A 17473-nucleotide genomic window follows, 5' to 3' on the forward strand; every position below is an offset into this window, starting at 1 on the left:
CGGTACCCCGCCTCCAGTCGGCTGCGATGCCCCGCCTCCAGTCGGCTGCGATGCGGGGCAGCCGAATCGGTAACAGTTTCGACACGGGGCTTGTGACCGGTAACAAGAACGGGATATGGTCCTTCTCGACAACGATGTTACCGCTAACACCGGCTTGGACGATGGAGTTCCCGCACGATGACGATGCACCCTGCGACCGCACACACCCCGCAGCCCCTCACTGCCGCTGCCACCCCCGACCGCATCCTCTTCGGGGCCGCCTACTACGCCGAGTACCAGCTCGGCGACCGCCTCGACACCGACCTCGACCTCATGGTCGAGGCGGGCTTCACCGTGATCCGCGTCGGCGAGTCGGTCTGGTCGACCTGGGAGCCCCGCGACGGCGAGTTCGACCTCGACTGGCTCCTGCCCGTGCTCGACGGCGCCCACGCCCGCGGCATCTCGGTGATCCTCGGCACCCCGACCTACGCCGTGCCGCCGTGGCTGCAGCAGAGCCACCCGGAGATCGCCGCGCAGACGAAGACCGGCGAGCCGATGCCCTGGGGCTCCCGCCAGGAGGTCGACTACAGCCACCCCGCGTTCCTCTTCCACGCCGAGCGCGTCATCCGCACCATCGTCGAGCGCTACGCCGACCACCCCGCCGTGATCGGCTTCCAGGTCGACAACGAGCCCGGCATGCTGCTCTTCCACAACCCGTCCACCTTCCGCCGCTTCGTCCGGCAGCTGAAGGCGAAGTACGGCACGGTCGACGAGCTCAACAAGGCCTGGGGCCTCGTCTACTGGTCGCACCGGATCGCCGACTGGTCGGAGCTCTGGACGCCCGACGGCAACGCGCAGCCCCAGTACGACCTCGCCTGGCGGCAGTTCCAGGCGCAGGTGACCACGGAGTTCATCTCCTGGCAGGCCGACATCGTCCGCGAGTACTCCCGCCCGGAGCAGTTCGTCACCACCTGCATCGCCTACCCGCGCCCGGCGATCGACGACGAGAAGCTCGTCGCGGCCCTCGACATCACCGCCGGCAACCCGTACTACGGCATGCAGGACCACCTCTCGCTCGACCACGTCAAGCCGGTGCCGACGTCGTGGACCTCGACAGGCGTCGCCGGCCTGTACCGTCAGGCCGATCGCCTCTTCTCATCGAACCAGCGGCGCTTCCTCGTCACCGAGACGAACGCCTGGTCGATCGGCGGCGCCTCGCAGAACTACCCGCCCTACCCCGGGCAGCTCAAGCAGTCCGCCTTCGCACTGATCGCCCGCGGCGCCACCCAGATCGAGTACTGGCACTGGCACACCCTCCACTTCGGCACCGAGACGTACTGGGGCGGCGTCCTGCCGCACAGCCAGAGGCCCGGCCGCGTGTTCCGCGAGGTCGCCGAGATCGGGGCCGCGCTGAAGCAGATCGGCACCCGCCTCGACGGGTACGAGCCCGACGCCGACGTGGCGATCCTGTGGTCCACGGCGACGCGATTCGCCTTCGACTTCACGCCGCCCCTCAACGTCGACGGCACGACCGGGCGTCGCGACAGCTACCAGCACATCGTCGACGCCTTCCACGCCGGCGTCATCGGGGCGGGTGCTCAGGCGCGCATCCTGCACGTCGCCCAGGCGGTCGCGATCGGCGCCGCCGAGCTGGTGAGGCGCTTCCCCGTGCTCGTCGCACCGGCCGTGTACATCGCCGACGACGACGAGCTGCAGCTGCTGGCCGACTACGCCCAGGCCGGCGGCCACCTCATCGTCGGGCCGCGCACCGGCTACGCCGACGAGGAGGCCCGTGCCCGCCTGGCGGTCGCCCCCGACACGCTGCACGACGCGGCCGGCGTCTGGTACGAGGAGTTCACGAACCTCGACGACGAGCTCGCCGTCACCGGCAGCGAGGCCCTCCCGCTCAGCCCCGAGGCTCGAGCGACCGACTGGGCCGACGGACTCGTCGTCGAGGGCGCCGACGTGCTCGCCACCTACCAGCACTCCTCGTTCGGCCGCTTCCCGGCCGTGACGACGAGGGGCGCAGGAACGGGCCGCATCACCTACGTCGGCACCGTCCCGAACGGCGCGCTCTCCGCCGACGTGGTGCGGTACGCCGTTCCGCAGCCCATCGCGGCGGGGTGGACGCGCGGCGACACGGTCACCGTCGCCTCCGGCACCCTCCCCGACGGCGCGCGCGCCTGGTTCGTCCACAACTGGTCGGCCGCAGGCGCGACCGTGACGGTCCCCCACGACGTCTCCGACCTCACCGAAGCAGACCCTGCCCGGCACCTCGCCGGCACCGAGATCTCCCTGGAACCGTGGTCTTCCCTGGCCCTGGTCGACGGGTGAGTTCGTCCATCGCAGCCGATCGACGAACCCGAGAATGAAGGAAGAACCAATGAGGAAGAACGCACCGAGAACAGCAGTGGCGCTGGGCACCGGCCTCCTTGCTGTGACCCTTGTCCTGTCGGGCTGCACCGCTTCCAGCGGCGGCGGCGGAGGCAGCGCGACCAAGACGGTCTCGCAGGCCGACATCGACAAGGCGATGAGCACGCCGACCACCCTGAACTTCTGGACCTGGGTTCCCGACATCAAGAACGAGGTCGCCCTCTTCGAGAAGAAGTACCCGGACATCAAGGTCAACGTCGAGAACGTCGGCCAGGGTGCTCCGCACTACCAGAAGATCCGCACGGCGGTGAAGGCCGGCAAGGGGGCTCCTGACGTCGTCCAGATGGAGTACCAGTACATCTCGTCCTTCAACGTGACCGGCAACCTGCTCGACCTCGCACCGTACGGCGCCTCCAAGCTGTCCGACGAGTACACGCCGTGGGTGTGGAACCAGGTCAAGCGCGGCGACGCCGTCTACGGCATCCCGCAGGACGCCGGCCCCATGGGCAACCTCTACCGCAAGGACATCCTCGCCAAGGCGGGCGTCACCAAGGCGCCCGAGACCTGGGACGAGTACGCCGCCGACGCCAAGCTCGTGAAGGAGAAGACGGGCTCGTACATGTCCGACCTCGCCTCGAGCCAGGCGGGCCAGATGCTGGGTCTGCTCTGGCAGGCCGGCGTCAAGCCGTTCGGCTACGACGGCGACAAGGGCGTCACGGTCGACGTGAACGGCGCGAAGGCCAAGGAGGTCGCCGCGTACTGGCAGAAGCTGATCCAGGCGGGCTACGTCTCGACCGACCCCGACTTCACCGACAGCTGGTACCAGGGCCTGGCGAGCGGCAAGTACGCCGGCTGGCTGACCGCCGCGTGGGGTCCCGTCTTCCTGCAGGGCACCGCGGCCAAGACGTCGGGCAAGTGGGAGGCGGCTCCGCTCCCCCAGTACGAGGCGGGTCAGAGCGTCTCGGGCAACTGGGGCGGGTCGTCCGACGCCGTGCTCAAGACGTCGAAGAACCCCATCGCCGCCTACGAGCTCGCGAAGTTCATCAACAACGACGCCGAGTCGACGCTCGATTTCGCGAACAAGCAGTTCCTGTTCCCGACCTCGACGAAGACCCTCGAGAGCACCGAGTTCACCGACCAGAAGGCGCCGTTCTACGGCGGTCAGCAGGTGAACAAGCTGTTCGCCGGGATCTCCGGAACCGTCGACACGAAGTTCGAGTGGCTGCCCTACATGGACTACGCCTACTCGAGCTACAACGAGACGATGGGCAAGGCGCTGGCGGCCAAGGGCGACCTCTCGGCCGGGCTCGACGCCTGGCAGAAGTCCCTCGTCGACTACGGCACCCAGCAGGGCTTCAGCGTCAACAAATAGCAGTGCCGGCGGGGCGGCCTCCGGGCCGCCCCGCCTCTCCCCCTCTGGACGTGAACGAAGGAGTTCCACATGACCCAGTCCGTCGTCGCCCCTCGCGGGGCGCGCCCGGGCACGAGGAAGCGAGCCAACGCGAACCAGCGTCGCCAGCACCGGGCGGCGTACCTGTTCGTCGCGCCCTTCCTGCTCGTGTTCGTGCTCATGCTGCTCGTGCCGCTGTTCTACTCGGGCTACCTCAGCCTGTTCGCGACCCGCCTCGTCGGCGGCTCGCAGTTCGCCTGGTTCGCCAACTACATCCGCGCGTTCACCGACGCCGACTTCCTGGCCGGCGTCGGGCGCATGGGGCTCTTCCTGATCATCCAGGTGCCGATCATGCTCGTGCTCGCGCTGTTCCTGGCGTTGGCCATCGACTCCGGCCGGGCCCGCGGCGCCGGGGCGATCCGCCTGCTGGTCTTCCTGCCGTACGCGGTCCCGGGCGTCGTCGCGACGCTGATGTGGGGCTATCTCTACGGCCAGGACTTCGGCCCGATCGCGCAGGTCTTCCGGGCCCTCGGCTTCGGCGCCCCCAACCTGCTGAGCGCCTCATCGATCCTCGGCTCGATCATGAACATCGTGACGTGGGAGTTCGTCGGCTACAACATGATCATCATGTACGCGGCCCTGCGGTCGATCCCGTCGGAGCTGTTCGAAGCCGCCGAGATCGACGGCGCCGGGCAGTTCCGGATCGCCTGGAGCATCAAGATCCCCGCGATCCGCCCGGCCATCATGCTCACGGTGATCTTCTCGATCATCGGCACGTTCCAGCTCTTCAACGAGCCGAGCCTGCTGAAGGGCCTCGCGCCCAACGTGATCGACAACGCCTTCACCCCCAACTACTACGCGTACAACCTCGCGTTCGTCAACCAGGACGTCAACTACGCCGCCGCCATCGCGTTCCTCCTCGGAATCGTCATCGCGATCGTGTCGTACGTCGTCCAGCTGTCGACGCAGCGAAGGGAAGCGAAAGCCTCATGACGACCGCAGCCACCGGAAAGCCCGTCGCCGGGGCGGAGCCCGCCCCGGTCCGAGCCCGCGACCTCGCGCCGCGACGCACCACCAGGGCCTACAGCAGCGAGAAGCGGCGCTCGACGCTCCTCACCGTGCTGCTCTGGCTCTGCGCGCTGTACTTCGTGCTGCCGATCGCGTGGCTCGTGATCGCCTCCACGAAAGACAACTCCGACCTGTTCTCGACGTTCGGCTACGCGTTCGGCCACTTCAACCTGTTCCAGAACATCCACGACGTGTTCACGGTCTCGGGCGGCATCTACCTGCAGTGGGCGCTGAACACGGTCATCTACGCCGCGGTCTCGGCGCTCGGCGCCTCGTTCCTGGCGACGATGGCGGGCTACGCCTTCGCGAAGTACCGCTTCCCCGGAGCCAACCTGATGTTCAGCGTCGTGCTCGGCGCCATCATGATCCCCCTGACCGCGCTCGCGCTGCCGACGTACCTGATCTTCAGCCAGTTCGGCATCACGAACACCCCCTGGTCGGTCATCGTGCCGTCGCTCGTCAGCCCGTTCGGCGTCTTCCTGATGCGGGTGTACGCGGCCGACGCGATCCCCGACTCGATGATCGAGGCCGCCCGCGTCGACGGCGCCGGCGAGTGGCGCATCTTCTGGCAGGTGGGCCTGCGCCTGCTCGGCCCCGGCATCGTCACGGTGTTCCTGTTCGCGCTGGTCGCGACCTGGAACAACTACTTCCTGCCCCTGATCATGCTGAACTCGTCGAACCTGTACCCGCTCACCGTCGGCCTCGCCCAGCAGCAGGCGACGAGCGCGGGCGGCGGCGGCTCGCAGGCGATGTTCTCGACGGTCATCACCGGCTCGATGGTCTCGATCATCCCGCTGATCATCGCCTTCCTCTTCCTGCAGCGGTACTGGCAGACCGGTCTCGCCTCGGGCAGCGTGAAGGAATGAGCGGCGTCCTGGGGTCCGCGTTCGCCTACGGCGGCGACTACAACCCCGAGCAGTGGCCCGAAGACGTCTGGCGCGACGACGTCACCCTCATGAACCGGGCCGGCGTCAACCTCGCCAGCGTCGGCATCTTCTCGTGGGCCCGCCTCGAGCCCCGCGACGGCGAGTTCGACTTCGCCTGGCTCGACGAGGTGCTCGATCTGCTCCATGCGGGCGGCGTCCGCGTCGACCTGGCCACCGCGACCGCCTCGCCGCCGCCGTGGCTGGCGCTGAAGCACCCCGAGATGCTCCCCGTCACCGAAGAGGGCGTCACCCTCTCGTCGGGCAGCCGCCAGGCGTACTGCCCGTCGTCGCCGGTCTACCGCCGCTACGCGGCCCGCCTGGTGACCGCGATCGTCGAGCGCTACGCCGACCACCCGGCGCTCGAGCTGTGGCATGTGGGCAACGAGTACGGCTGCCACGTCAGCCACTGCTACTGCGATGCGTCGGCCGTGGCGTTCCGCGCCTGGCTCGCCACCCGCTACGGCACGGTCGAGGCACTCAACGACGCCTGGGGCACGGCGTTCTGGTCGCAGCGATACGACTCGTTCGACGAGATCCTGCCGCCCCGCGCGGCTCCGTCGTTCAAGAACCCGACGCAGCTGCTCGACTTCGACCGCTTCTCGGCCGACGAGCTGCTCGAGTGCTACCGCGTCGAGGTCGCGGTCATCCGCGCGAGCTCCTCGGTGCCGATCACGACCAACTTCATGGGCTTCTTCAAGGGCGCCGACTACTGGGCCTGGGCCCGCGAGGTCGACGTGGTGTCAGACGACTCCTACCCCGACCCCGGAGACCCGCTGTCACCGGTGTACGGCGCGATGCAGCGCGACCTGATCCGCTCGCTGGGCGGCGGCAAGCCGTGGCTCCTGATGGAGCAGTCCCCTTCCGCCGTCAACTGGCGCGAGCGCAACGCCGCCAAGCGTCCCGGCCAGATGCGCGCCTGGTCGTACCAGTGCATCGGTCGCGGCGCCGACGGGATCCTCTTCTTCCAGTGGCGCCAGGCCAAGGCCGGGGCCGAGAAGTTCCACGCCGGCATGGTCCCCCACGCCGGCACCGACACCCGCGTGTTCCGAGAGGTGCAGGAACTCGGCGCCGAGCTCGCCGACCTCTCCGCCACGGGCCTGCTCGGCTCGCGCGTCGAGGCCCGCGTCGCCGTCGTCTTCGACTGGACCTCCTGGTGGGCGATCGAGCAGGAGGCCTCTCCCACGCGGCTCTCGTACGTCGAGGGCGTCTTCGCCTGGTACCGGGCGCTCACGGCCGTCGGCGTCACGATCGACTTCGTGTCGCCCGACAGCGACCTGGCGCCCTACGCCGTGGTCGTGGCTCCGTCGCTCTTCGTCGCAACCGATGCGCAGCTCGCCGCCCTCGACGCCTACACCGCGAGCGGCGGCACCCTCGTGGCGTCGTTCCAGACCGGCATCGTGGACGAGAACCTGCACATCCGGCTGGGCGGGTACCTCGGGGCGCTGCGGCAGACCCTCGGGGTGTGGGTCGAGGAGTTCGCGCCGCCGACGGCGCCGGATCTCGCGGCTACGGGGGGCGGAGTTCCTGCGCCGCTGGCCTTGCGAGGGGATGCCGTCGGAGGAGCCGGCGCCGCGACGCTGTGGGGCGAGTCCGTGCGCGTCGAGGGGGCCACGGTGTCGGCCTCGTTCGACGGCGGGGTGCTCGACGGGCAGCCGGCGATCACGCGGAACGGGCGCGGTGCCGGGACCGGCTGGTACGTCGCCACGCTGCCCGACGACGCCACACTCGCCCGCTTCGCAGCCGGTGTGATCGCCGAGGCCGGTGTCGCGACGCTCCCGCGGGTCGCCGGCGTCGAGTTCGTGCAGCGCGGGTCGGCGACGATCGCGATCAACCACGGCTCGGCCGACGCCGCGCTCGACCTGCTCGGCACGGACGCGCTCACCGGCGCACCCGGCGCCGGCCTGGTGCTGGCGCCGCAGGGCGTGGCCGTGCTGGTGCGGGAGGTTGCCGCCGTCGCGCCCTGACGGGGCGTCCGCACCACGATCAGGACTCGGCACCGTCGGGCCCGGCGTCCCGCCCACGACGGCGCGCGACGCACTGCGCGTGTGACTGATTCTGGTGGGCGATACCGGACTCGAACCGATGACCTCTTCCGTGTGAAGGAAGCGCGCTACCAACTGCGCCAATCGCCCGTGGGACTCGTCGATACTACTGGAAATGGAGACTGAACTCCTATTCGGCGCACCCGTGTAGACACGAACAAGTCTCAGTTTGTAATTCGTGCGAACCATCGGATAGAGTTCCTGAGGTCGCAGAGATGCGGCGAAAACAACCAGGGGAAGTCAACCTCCCCAATGCGGATGTGGCGCAGTGGTAGCGCATCACCTTGCCAAGGTGAGGGTCGCGAGTTCGAATCTCGTCATCCGCTCGAGTGAAAGCTCACCAGATGGGTGATCCACCTGTGTGGTGGGTTTCCCCTCTTGGAGCTCAACTCACGTCGTTCGAGACGAATGGTGGGGTGGCCGAGAGGCGAGGCACCGGCCTGCAAAGCCGGGCACGCGGGTTCAAATCCCGTCCCCACCTCCACGCTCTGCTCGATGAGACACCCCACAAGTAAAGAACCCATGAGCGATTGGCGCAGCGGTAGCGCGCTTCCCTGACACGGAAGAGGTCACTGGTTCGATCCCAGTATCGCTCACTTAGAGAGGCCCGGCCTGACTCCACGAGTCACGTCGGGCCTCTTCCCGTTGCGGCCGCCGCGGTCCGCGTCCTTTGGGCGAGCCTCGGCGCCGGCGGGACGATCGCTGGTGGTGTCGTGGCAGCCCTCGACGCCCCTTCCTGGGAATACCGTGAAAGTCGTTCACTGTGCCGCACTCGCCGAGAAGCCAGGGCGTCTAATCGAAGTCCGATCGGGTATCGGATCAGGCGGACGATTCGGGTCGTTCGTTCCCGGGTGAGGGAGCCACGGGACTTGGCTCCCTCACCTTTCCCGTGGCGTTTGGCGAAGTCGAGGCGCGGACCGCGATTGACTGGACGGTCGGTACTAGCGGGTGTTGCCTTGCGCCTGTCATTCTTCGTCTACCTTCGCCTGGCGGAGTCAGCCCCCGCCCACCTGATCCGGGTCGGGGGCGTTTCCGTGCGCGCAGGAAATCGCTTATGTCCAGCCCCCGAACGGGGTGGGGCCCGGCAGGGTCGCTCGATGTAGCTTTCTTCTCACCGGCATCCCCTGCCGGTCTCCCTCACCAGGAGAGACGGCTCCACTCGCTGTGATGAATCAGGGTTCTCGGCGACGCTCCACCCCTTATGCGCCACCGAACGCCTCCAGCGCCGGAGTCGTGGGAGGGCCACCGGATTCGGGTTCCGGTGGCCCTCTCCTCAGGTCGGCCTCACTTGCTCCCGGCCTGGTGTTCTGCCCAGATCCCATCAGGCCGGGCTTCACTCGCTGGAGCCCGCCGCTCTCCCACGGACGATTTTGCCGAGGTGTCAGTGCGGCAATAAGCTCCGCGCATGAAGCCGCACTCCGTCCTCAAGTGGGATGTCAGGGGTACCTCGTTCGAACTCGTCGAGACCCAGTCGCATCTCATCGTCGGCTGCGTCATCGGCGACGAGCAGAAGGAGCTCGCCCGACTCGAGCGGGGCGAGATCCGGGCGGTCATCGAGCTGCACGCGGCTCGCGGGTGCGAGCTGCGGGTCATCACGGGCGATGAGGACGAACCCCTCTCGATCTACTGCCCGCACTCGGTCTGCACCGTTCTTCTCGTCAAGCTGCGAAAGTTCCAGGGCGGCAACCTCGAGGTCATCGCGACGGACTCGTCATCCGATCCCGCCGTCGCGGACGCGCCGCCGAGCCGGGTGTGACGGCAGCCGCGCAGGAACGCGGGAGGCGACTCGCGCCCCCCGCGTCTCCCCGACCCTGATCCCATCGAGGAGATCTCATCATCCCACGGCCGAACGTATCTGTTCGGGGATGGACAGAGCCGCGTTCGCGTGGATGGTTGTGGACACGGCCTGAGCGGCCCCTGACGATCTCGTGTCAACCTACGGCACGAAGCCGTGAACGCGCCTACCGTCTCTCAAGGCGATTCCCTAGTCGCTGTGACGTCTCTTCACGCAGGTCTCCTGCAGGAGGGGCGGCGGGCGCTGCCGTGGCCGGATTCCGCGGCAGCGCCCCACGCTGGGAGTCTCATGTCAGTCGGTCGTCTCCACGGGCTGTGGAAGAGACTGTGGTCATGAGTGAAGACGACGCGAAAAGCACAGACGAGATGAGCTTCGAAGAGAAGCGGCACGATCAGCTGACCCGGGCGGCCAAGTCGGACGAGTCGGACGCCGCCCCGCGGATCGTCACCAGCGAGTCTCCCGACGGCACGACGCGCATCGACGTGGCCGACACGGCGAAGGTCATCCCGGGCAAGGTCACGCGCGACGACTGACCGCAGCAAACCCGAATCGCCTCGGCCCCGAATGGGATCGGGTGCCCAGATCGCCCCGAGTGCCGCCGGACCCTGATCCGGCGGCACTTGTTCGCTCGGCACGGAGGCCTGCTGAAGCGACTGCTTGTCGGCTCGACCGATCTGATTGCTCATTCTGTTCAACGTGAGTATTGTTCAGCGCACCGGCCCGGCCCTGTCGGTGTAGCTCCGTCTTAGGCGGAGGCGTCTCGCAGTGGGTTGCAGGATCAGGACGGCGAGGCGGGCGCGGAGGCGTTCCCCCAACGCCTCCGCGCGGCTGCACCGCCGGGGCCGTGCCGTTGCCTGCTGCCCAGCGCAGGCCGCCCTCTCTCCTGCCTGACGGCATCTTCCCCGTCACAAAGCGTCACAACCGGTCACATGACGACGCGCTCCCCCGCGCCCGCGCGATGTTCCCTACTGTCGCCGCATGATCCGAATCGACCAGCTCACCAAGGCGTACGAGCACGCCGGCACCCGCACTGTGGTCCTCGACTCGCTCGACTTCGAGGTGGGCCGCGGTGAGATCGCGGCCGTCGTGGGGCGCTCCGGCGCCGGCAAATCGACGCTCGCCCAGTGCGTCACGCTCCTCGAGCGCCCGACGAGCGGCTCCGTCATCGTCGACGGCGTCGACCTGACCGCGTCGAGCGAGCGCGACCTCCGCACCGCGCGCAGAGCCATCGGAACGATCTTCCAGTCGGACGGCCTGTTCTCGCGCCGCACCGCCGCCGAGAACGTGGCGCTCCCCCTCGAGTTCCTGGGCGTCACCCCGGCCGAGTCGCGGGCGCGCGTCGCCGAGCTTCTCGAGCGCGTGGGGCTGGCCGACAAGGCCCGCCACTACCCGCACCAGCTCTCGGGCGGCCAGCGCCAGCGCGTCGGCGTCGCGCGCGCCCTGGCTCTGCGGCCGCGCGTGCTTCTCTCGGACGAGGCGACCTCGGGCCTCGACCCCGAGTCGACCCGGTCCATCCTGGGCCTGCTTCGCGAGCTGCGCGACGACCTCGACCTCTCGATCCTCCTGATCACGCACGAGATGGAGGCCGTCCGCGAGATCGCCGACACCGTGGCGCGCCTCGAGGCCGGTCGCTTCACCGAGCGTGGCCGAGTCGTCGACCTGCTGCAAGACCAGTCGTCGCAGCTGGGCGCCGACCTGCAGCCCCAGCGGGCATCCGCGGCGGCGGCAGACGGCCAGGTGGCACTCCTCGCGACCTACGGCTCCCCCGACGTCCCGGCCGACTGGCTGGCGCGCGTCTCGGCCGAGCTGGGCGAGCCCGTCGGCCTCCTGGGCGCGGCGGTCGAGGTCGTCGACGGAACGACCGTCGGCACCGTCACCGTCGGGGTCCCGGCCTCGCACGCGGACGCCGCTCGCGACGCGCTCGCTCGCCTGGGCATCCAGACGCGACGCGACGCCGACCCGCTCCCCCTCCTGAACGACGACGAGATCGAGACCGCCGCATGAGCGCCGCAGCCGTCAACCCCAACATCGTCCCGCTCGACCAGATCCCCGGCCTCCTGCTGCCCGCCCTCGGCGACACGGCGCTCATGGTCGGCATCACGATGGTGATCGTCGTGCTCTTCGGCGTCCCGATCGGCGCCCTGGTGCACAACACCGGCCGAGGCGGCCTGTACGAGAACCGCGCGCTGCACTTGGCGAGCGGCTGGATCGTGAGCCTCGGCCGCAGCCTCCCCTTCCTGATCCTGATGGCCGCGATCATCCCGTTCACCCGCCTGATCACCGGCACGAACATCGGCATCCCCGCCGCGGTCGTCCCGATGTCGATCGCGGGCATCGCCTTCTTCTCGCGCATCGTCGAGAACGCCCTCCGCTCGGTCCCGGCCGAGTACACGACCATCGCGCGGGCAGCGGGGGCGTCGCGTCTTCAGGTGATCCGCACCGCCCAGCTCGCCGAGGCGATCCCCTCGCTCGTCGGCGGCCTGACCATCAACACCATCGCCATGATCGAGTACTCCGCCATCGCGGGCACGATCGGCGCCGGCGGAATCGGCTACGTCGCGGTCACCTACGGCTACCAGCGCTTCGACACGCGGGTCATGCTCGCGACCATCGTGCTGCTCGTCGTGCTCGTGGCCCTGGTGCAGCTGACCGGCGACAGGATCGCCCGCCGCCTGACCCCACGACTTCGTTTTCTCCAGGGCGCAGGAACTCGGAGCACCAGCCCCGCACAGACCCCGTCGCCGGTCTCGCTGCCGGCCGCCCCGAGTTCCTGAGCCTCCTCTTTTCGACCCACCACACCTGAAAGCAGCACAGCCATGTCTACCGAGCCCACCAGCACCCCCGACTCGCACGGCTTCACCCTGAGGAAGCGCCGCCGCTGGCCCTTCGTCGTCGGAGGCGCCGTGGCCGTCGTCGCGATCGCCGCCGGGGTCACCGTGCCCCGCCTGATCCCGCAGGCCAGCGCCAATGACACCAAGGGCGCGACGCTGTACGTCGTGACCGCCGAGGGCAACGCCGCTGAGGAGGCGCTGGTCGACTACGTGGCGAAGGACGTCGCGCCCGACTACGGCATCACCGTCAAGTTCAAGGGACTGTCGGACTCGACGACGCTGAACCGCGCTGTCAGCGATGGCGAGGTCGCCGGCACCGTGTACCAGCACAAGCGCTGGCTCAAGCAGGTGCTCGCAGCCAACCCGGACTTCAAGGAGACCGCGGCGACGCCCGTCTTCCGCTGGAGCTTCGGGCTATGGAGCGCCAAGTACAAGACCGCGTCGGCGATCCCCGACGGGGCGACCATCTCGCTGTACTCCGACCCGGCCAACGAGGCTCAGGGTCTGTGGATCCTGGAGCGGGCCGGTCTCATCACGCTCAAGGCCGGGATCGACAAGAGCACCGCCACGCAGGACGACATCGCGAGCAACCCGAAGCACCTCAAGTTCACGCTGCTCGACTTCGCCGCGCAGTCGCGGTCGCTGAACGACCTCGATGCCGCCGTCGGCTACACCGAGTACTACCTCGCCGCGGGCATCCCCATCTCGGAGCAGATCTACGCGCCGGCCGCGCCCGACGCGTTCGCCGGGCAGCTGACCGTCGGCACGGACTACCTGAAGAGCGACAACGTCAAGAAGCTCATCAAGGCGTTCCAGGACCCGCGCGTGCAGACCTTCCTCGAGTCGAACGCCGACGTGAAGAACATCCTGCTGCCGGTCGACGCGAAGTAGACGGCACCGGACGGATGACCCAGCGTGACGCCCCGTTACGACCCCGAGAGCGTTTCTCGACCACACGCCGGAGGATGAACCCATGACCCGACAGATCCGCTTCAACGCGTTCGACATGAACTGCGTCGCCCACCAGTCGTCCGGACTGTGGCGGCACCCGAAGGACCGCTCGCGGCACTACAACGACCTCGAGTACTGGACCGACCTCGCGATGCTGCTCGAATCGGGCACGTTCGACGGCCTGTTCATCGCCGACGTGCTCGGCACCTACGACGTCTACGGCGGCAACAACGTCGCCGCGATCCGCAACGGCGCTCAGGTGCCCGTCAACGACCCGCTGCTGCTCGTGTCGGCGATGGCGGCCGTCACGAAGAACCTCGGCTTCGGCGTGACCGCCGGCACGGCCTACGAGCACCCGTACCCGTTCGCGCGCCGCATGTCGTCGCTCGACCACCTGACCAAGGGGCGTGTCGGCTGGAACGTCGTCACGGGCTACCTGCCGAGCGCCGCCCGCAACATGGGCCACGACGACCAGCTCGAGCACGACGCCCGCTACGACGTCGCCGCCGAGTACCTCGACGTGCTCTACAAGCTGTGGGAGGGGTCGTGGGAGGACGACGCCGTCGTCGAGGACCGAGAGGGCGGCGTCTTCACGGATCCTGCGAAGATCCACGAGATCGGCCACCGCGGCGAGAACTACACAGTGCCGGGCATCCACCTGTCGGAGCCGTCGATCCAGCGCTCCCCCGTGATCTACCAGGCCGGCGCGTCGCCCCGCGGCGTCGCGTTCGCCGCTGACAACGCCGAGGCGATCTTCGTGTCGGCGCCGACGGCCGCCGTGCTCAAGGCGACCGTGTCGCGTATTCGCGACGCCCTCGAGGCGGCCGGCCGCGACCGGTACTCGGCGAAGATCTACACCCTGCTGACGATCATCACCGACGAGACGACCGCCGGCGCCCAGGCCAAGCACGAGGAGTACCTCCGCTACGCCAGCGAGGAGGGCGCACTCGTCTTCATGTCGGGATGGACCGGCATCGACCTGTCGCAGTACGACCTCGACCAGCCGATCGGCGACGTGCAGGGCAACGCCATCCAGTCGGTCATCGAGAACTTCAAGGAGTCGGCGAAGCTCGACGGCCGCGAGTGGACCGTGCGCGACATCGCCCGCTTCGGCGCGATCGGCGGGCTCGGGCCGATCTTCGTCGGCTCGGGTTCCGACGTGGCGGATCATCTGCAGGAACTGGTCGCCGAGACCGACGTCGACGGATTCAACCTCGCCTACGCGGTCTCCCCCGGCACCTGGGAGGACGTCATCGAGCACGTGATCCCGGAGCTCCGCAGGCGCGGCGCCTACCCCGACGCCTACGTCGAGGGCTCGCTGCGCGAGAAGCTGTTCGGCCGCGGCGACCGGCTGCCCGAGGAGCACCGCGGCGCGTCGTTCCGCCTCGGCGGCGCGCGCTCGACGTCGACCGGCTCGGTCGCCGACAAGGCCGCTGTCACGGCCTAGTCGCCACGCACCACGCGAAGGGCCCCGCGGCAATCGCCGCGGGGCCCTTCTGCTGCCTACAAGGTCGCGCTGGCCGCCTCGTGGCGAGGAATGGTGCAAGTGAGGTATTTGCCCACGAGCTTGACTGATCCCGAGATGGAGGCTTTCAGTTTTCCCTTCCCGTTCACCAGGCGCGACTTCGAGTACGCCAGCCCGGCCATGGGACTCACGTCGGCGAAGGAACCGCCGGCAGCCGGGCCCCAGTTGATTGCGATGTTGCGGAAGACCATCGTCGAACCTCCCCCGGCGAAGATGCTCCAGCTCACGCGGCCGCGGCCGCTCCCCAGCCTGTCGACGTAGATGGTCGACGTTCCGCAGTTGCCGCTGACAACCCCTCTCGAGCTGCCGCCGACACCGCAGATCTGGATGTCGTTGGCACGAAAATATGCGCGCCCGCGGTCCGTCAGGGTGCTGCAGTCGGCCACGAGTGGCACTGTGACTTCTGCGTGCGTCGCCTCGCTTGCACGGGCAGAGACGGGCCCGGCGACAATCATCGACGTGGCCGCGGCGCCAGTCAGCAGCGACCCCGTGAGTCTTCGCCTGTTTCGAGTCGTCATTGACAGTCCTTCCATTCGATGGGTTGACGTGTCACATCTACATTTCAGATTCTATTGACCGCAAGTCGCACGCGATCGACCCAATCGATGACGATTCGAGCGGGGTGGGGTGTCTCGACGATGACGCTGGTTGTGGAGATGATGCCCCCCCGATCGACGACGACGACCGCCGCTCCGTCGGTAGTCCGGCACCAGGCACGGATGCCGGGAGGTGCCTGCAGCGTCTCCATGCGCTGGGGAACACTCCCCCGGAGAACGGGCCCATCTCGCTCGAGATGCACCGATCGCGTCAGATCGAAGACCGACAAGAGGGTTTCCAGGTCATCGCTCGCTGTCGACGCGACGATCATGGCGGGCTCAGGAGACCCGCTGCTGACTGGGTCCGGATACGCCACGTCGACGTACGTCGTTCCGTCGCCGGACAGCCGTGTATCGACGAGACCCCCGCCCTCATCGTCGCGGACGGCGAAGGCTCGAAGGCGAGGTCGGCGGATGAGCTCGGCCGCCGATTGTTCGATCTCGTAGAACCACTGGTCGTGGCTAATATTTTCACTGAACATAGTGAATACGCTAGCGCGCAAAGGCAGAAACGGAAGGGCCCCGCGGCAATCGCCGCGGGGCCCTTCTGCTGATCCGGAGCGGGTGCGGGTCAGACCTTCTCGTCGATGAGGACGTAGCCCTCTTCGCCGTGGACGGCGGTGTCGATGCCGGCCACCTCGTCTTCGTTGGTGACGCGGAAGCCCATCGTCTTCTCGATGATGAGGCCGATCACGTAGGCGAGGACGAACGAGTAGACCATGACGACGACGGCCGCGAGAGCCTGCACGCCGAGCTGGTGGAAGCCGCCGCCGAAGAAGAGGCCCACGTTGTCCTTGGCGAAGAAGCCGATGTACAGGGTTCCGACGAGACCGCCGACGAGGTGGACGCCCACGACGTCGAGCGAGTCGTCGAAGCCGAGCTTGAACTTGAGGTCGATGGCGATGGCGCAGACGGCGCCGGTGATGATGCCGAGCACGATCGCCCAGAACGGGGTCAGGGCGGCGCAGGCCGGCGTGATCGCGACGAGGCCGGCGACGGCACCCGAGGCGGCTCCGACCGAGGTGGCCTTGCCGTCCTTGATCTTCTCGATGATGAGCCAGCCGAGCACTGCCGCGGCAGGAGCCGCGAGCGTGTTGACGAAGGCGAGCGAGGCGGTGCCGTCAGCGGCGAGCTCCGAGCCGGCGTTGAAGCCGAACCAGCCGAACCAGAGGAGGCCGGCGCCCAGCATCACGAAGGGAGGGTTGTGCGGCTTGTAGGCGCCCTTGGCGAAGCCGACGCGGCGGCCGAGGACGAGGGCCAGCGCGAGACCGGCCGAGCCGGCGTTGATGTGGACCGCGGTGCCACCGGCGAAGTCGATGAGGCCGAGGCTGGCGAGCCAGCCGCCGTCGACGACCGAGCCGTCTTTGCCGAGTGTGAAGTTGAAGACCCACGAGGCGACCGGGAAGTAGACCACCGTGGCCCAGACGCCGGCGAAGACCATCCACGCGCCGAACTTGGCGCGGTCGGCGATCGCGCCCGAGATGAGGGCGACGGTGATGATCGCGAAGGTGGCCTGGAAGGCGGCGAAGGCGAGCTGCGGGAACGCGCCCTCCTGCCCGATCAGCGAGTTGAGGCCGAACATCGCGGGGTCGAAGCCGAGGAAGCCGTCGATTCCGATGAACGTGTCGGTGCCGGCGGAGCCGGTCGGGCCGTTCGAGAAGGCGATGGAGTAGCCGTACAGGACCCAGAGGACGGCGATGAGGCCGATCGCACCGAAGCTGAGCATCATCATGCTGATGACGCTCTTGGCCTTGACGAGTCCACCGTAGAAGAAGGCCAGGCCGGGGGTCATGAGCAGGACCATGGCGGCCGTGATCAGGATGAAGGCGGTATTGCCTTGGTCGAGCATGTGGTGTCACCTCTCAGTTGTGCAGTGCAGGGTTCCCGGACTGCGCGACGCTGGGAGTGCAGGGGCGACGCCAGTGCTGACTCGGGATGCAGTCATCCTGGCGGCCACACGTTTCGGTTCGTGCGCGTGCATGTTTCGCCGATGTAAC

At 68.3% G+C, this 17473-nt stretch carries 14 protein-coding genes and 4 tRNA genes; 14 read left to right on the forward strand and 4 right to left on the reverse strand.

The features are described 5' to 3' along the window. The first annotated feature begins 177 nt into the window (after nt 1-177). From AC3CBB_RS05665 to AC3CBB_RS05685, 5 genes are all read left to right on the forward strand, one after another. Entirely contained in the window at nt 178-2313 is a 2136-nt protein-coding gene (locus AC3CBB_RS05665) for a beta-galactosidase (RefSeq protein ID WP_488626293.1), read from the forward strand. A gap of 49 nt (nt 2314-2362) precedes the next feature. Further along, entirely contained in the window at nt 2363-3724 is a 1362-nt protein-coding gene (locus tag AC3CBB_RS05670; RefSeq protein ID WP_233579759.1) for an ABC transporter substrate-binding protein, read from the forward strand. 69 nt (nt 3725-3793) lie between these two features. After that, on the forward strand, nt 3794-4735 hold the full coding sequence (locus tag AC3CBB_RS05675; protein ID WP_488626294.1) for a carbohydrate ABC transporter permease: 942 nt from the start codon (nt 3794-3796) through the stop codon (nt 4733-4735). After that, nucleotides 4732-5676: a carbohydrate ABC transporter permease gene (locus AC3CBB_RS05680; protein WP_123504636.1), complete on the forward strand. Its 945-nt coding sequence runs from the start codon at nt 4732-4734 to the stop codon at nt 5674-5676. Before AC3CBB_RS05675 ends, AC3CBB_RS05680 begins: the two co-directional genes overlap by 4 nt. Next, nucleotides 5673-7700, forward strand: coding sequence for a beta-galactosidase (locus AC3CBB_RS05685; protein ID WP_488626295.1), 2028 nt, complete (start codon nt 5673-5675; stop codon nt 7698-7700). Before AC3CBB_RS05680 ends, AC3CBB_RS05685 begins: the two co-directional genes overlap by 4 nt. A gap of 92 nt (nt 7701-7792) precedes the next feature. On the opposite strand, the gene AC3CBB_RS05690 is transcribed toward AC3CBB_RS05685, so the two are convergent. Continuing rightward, nucleotides 7793-7868 (reverse strand) — tRNA-Val (locus tag AC3CBB_RS05690). 164 nt (nt 7869-8032) lie between these two features. On the opposite strand from AC3CBB_RS05690, the gene AC3CBB_RS05695 reads away from it, so the two are divergent. The 9 genes from AC3CBB_RS05695 to AC3CBB_RS05735 all read left to right on the forward strand — a co-directional run bounded on the left by AC3CBB_RS05695 (nt 8033) and on the right by AC3CBB_RS05735 (nt 14802). Next, nucleotides 8033-8104, forward strand: a tRNA-Gly gene (locus AC3CBB_RS05695). Nucleotides 8105-8188: 84 nt separating this feature from the next. Further along, nucleotides 8189-8262 (forward strand) — tRNA-Cys (locus AC3CBB_RS05700). Nucleotides 8263-8302: 40 nt separating this feature from the next. Further along, a tRNA-Val gene (locus tag AC3CBB_RS05705) sits at nt 8303-8374 on the forward strand. An 809-nt stretch (nt 8375-9183) separates the two neighbouring features. After that, complete coding sequence (locus tag AC3CBB_RS05710; RefSeq protein ID WP_488626296.1) at nt 9184-9534, forward strand: hypothetical protein; 351 nt, start codon at nt 9184-9186, stop codon at nt 9532-9534. Between the two features lie 371 nt (nt 9535-9905). Then, nucleotides 9906-10106 (forward strand): multidrug transporter, encoded by a 201-nt coding sequence (locus AC3CBB_RS05715; protein WP_488626297.1) that lies wholly within the window; start codon nt 9906-9908, stop codon nt 10104-10106. 445 nt (nt 10107-10551) lie between these two features. Then, nucleotides 10552-11577: a methionine ABC transporter ATP-binding protein gene (locus tag AC3CBB_RS05720; protein WP_488626298.1), complete on the forward strand. Its 1026-nt coding sequence runs from the start codon at nt 10552-10554 to the stop codon at nt 11575-11577. After that, on the forward strand, nt 11574-12347 hold the full coding sequence (locus tag AC3CBB_RS05725) for a methionine ABC transporter permease (protein ID WP_123504642.1): 774 nt from the start codon (nt 11574-11576) through the stop codon (nt 12345-12347). The genes AC3CBB_RS05720 and AC3CBB_RS05725 overlap by 4 nt, the downstream gene beginning before the upstream one ends. Nucleotides 12348-12389: 42 nt before the next feature. Beyond that, nucleotides 12390-13295, forward strand: coding sequence for a MetQ/NlpA family ABC transporter substrate-binding protein (locus AC3CBB_RS05730; RefSeq protein ID WP_488626299.1), 906 nt, complete (start codon nt 12390-12392; stop codon nt 13293-13295). A gap of 82 nt (nt 13296-13377) precedes the next feature. Further along, the gene (locus AC3CBB_RS05735) at nt 13378-14802 is read left to right on the forward strand and encodes an LLM class flavin-dependent oxidoreductase (RefSeq protein WP_488626300.1); all 1425 of its coding nucleotides are present in this window, start codon (nt 13378-13380) and stop codon (nt 14800-14802) included. A 56-nt stretch (nt 14803-14858) separates the two neighbouring features. Here AC3CBB_RS05735 and AC3CBB_RS05740 read toward each other — a convergent pair whose 3' ends face one another. From AC3CBB_RS05740 to AC3CBB_RS05750, 3 genes are all read right to left on the reverse strand, one after another. Continuing rightward, the gene (locus tag AC3CBB_RS05740; protein ID WP_488626301.1) at nt 14859-15266 is read right to left on the reverse strand and encodes a hypothetical protein; all 408 of its coding nucleotides are present in this window, start codon (nt 15264-15266) and stop codon (nt 14859-14861) included. A gap of 176 nt (nt 15267-15442) precedes the next feature. After that, nucleotides 15443-15958 (reverse strand): hypothetical protein, encoded by a 516-nt coding sequence (locus AC3CBB_RS05745; RefSeq protein WP_488626302.1) that lies wholly within the window; start codon nt 15956-15958, stop codon nt 15443-15445. 89 nt (nt 15959-16047) lie between these two features. Beyond that, nucleotides 16048-17325, reverse strand: coding sequence for an ammonium transporter (locus tag AC3CBB_RS05750; protein ID WP_488626303.1), 1278 nt, complete (start codon nt 17323-17325; stop codon nt 16048-16050). Nucleotides 17326-17473 lie beyond the last annotated feature (148 nt).

The organism is Frondihabitans sp. OV104, assembly GCF_057787745.1.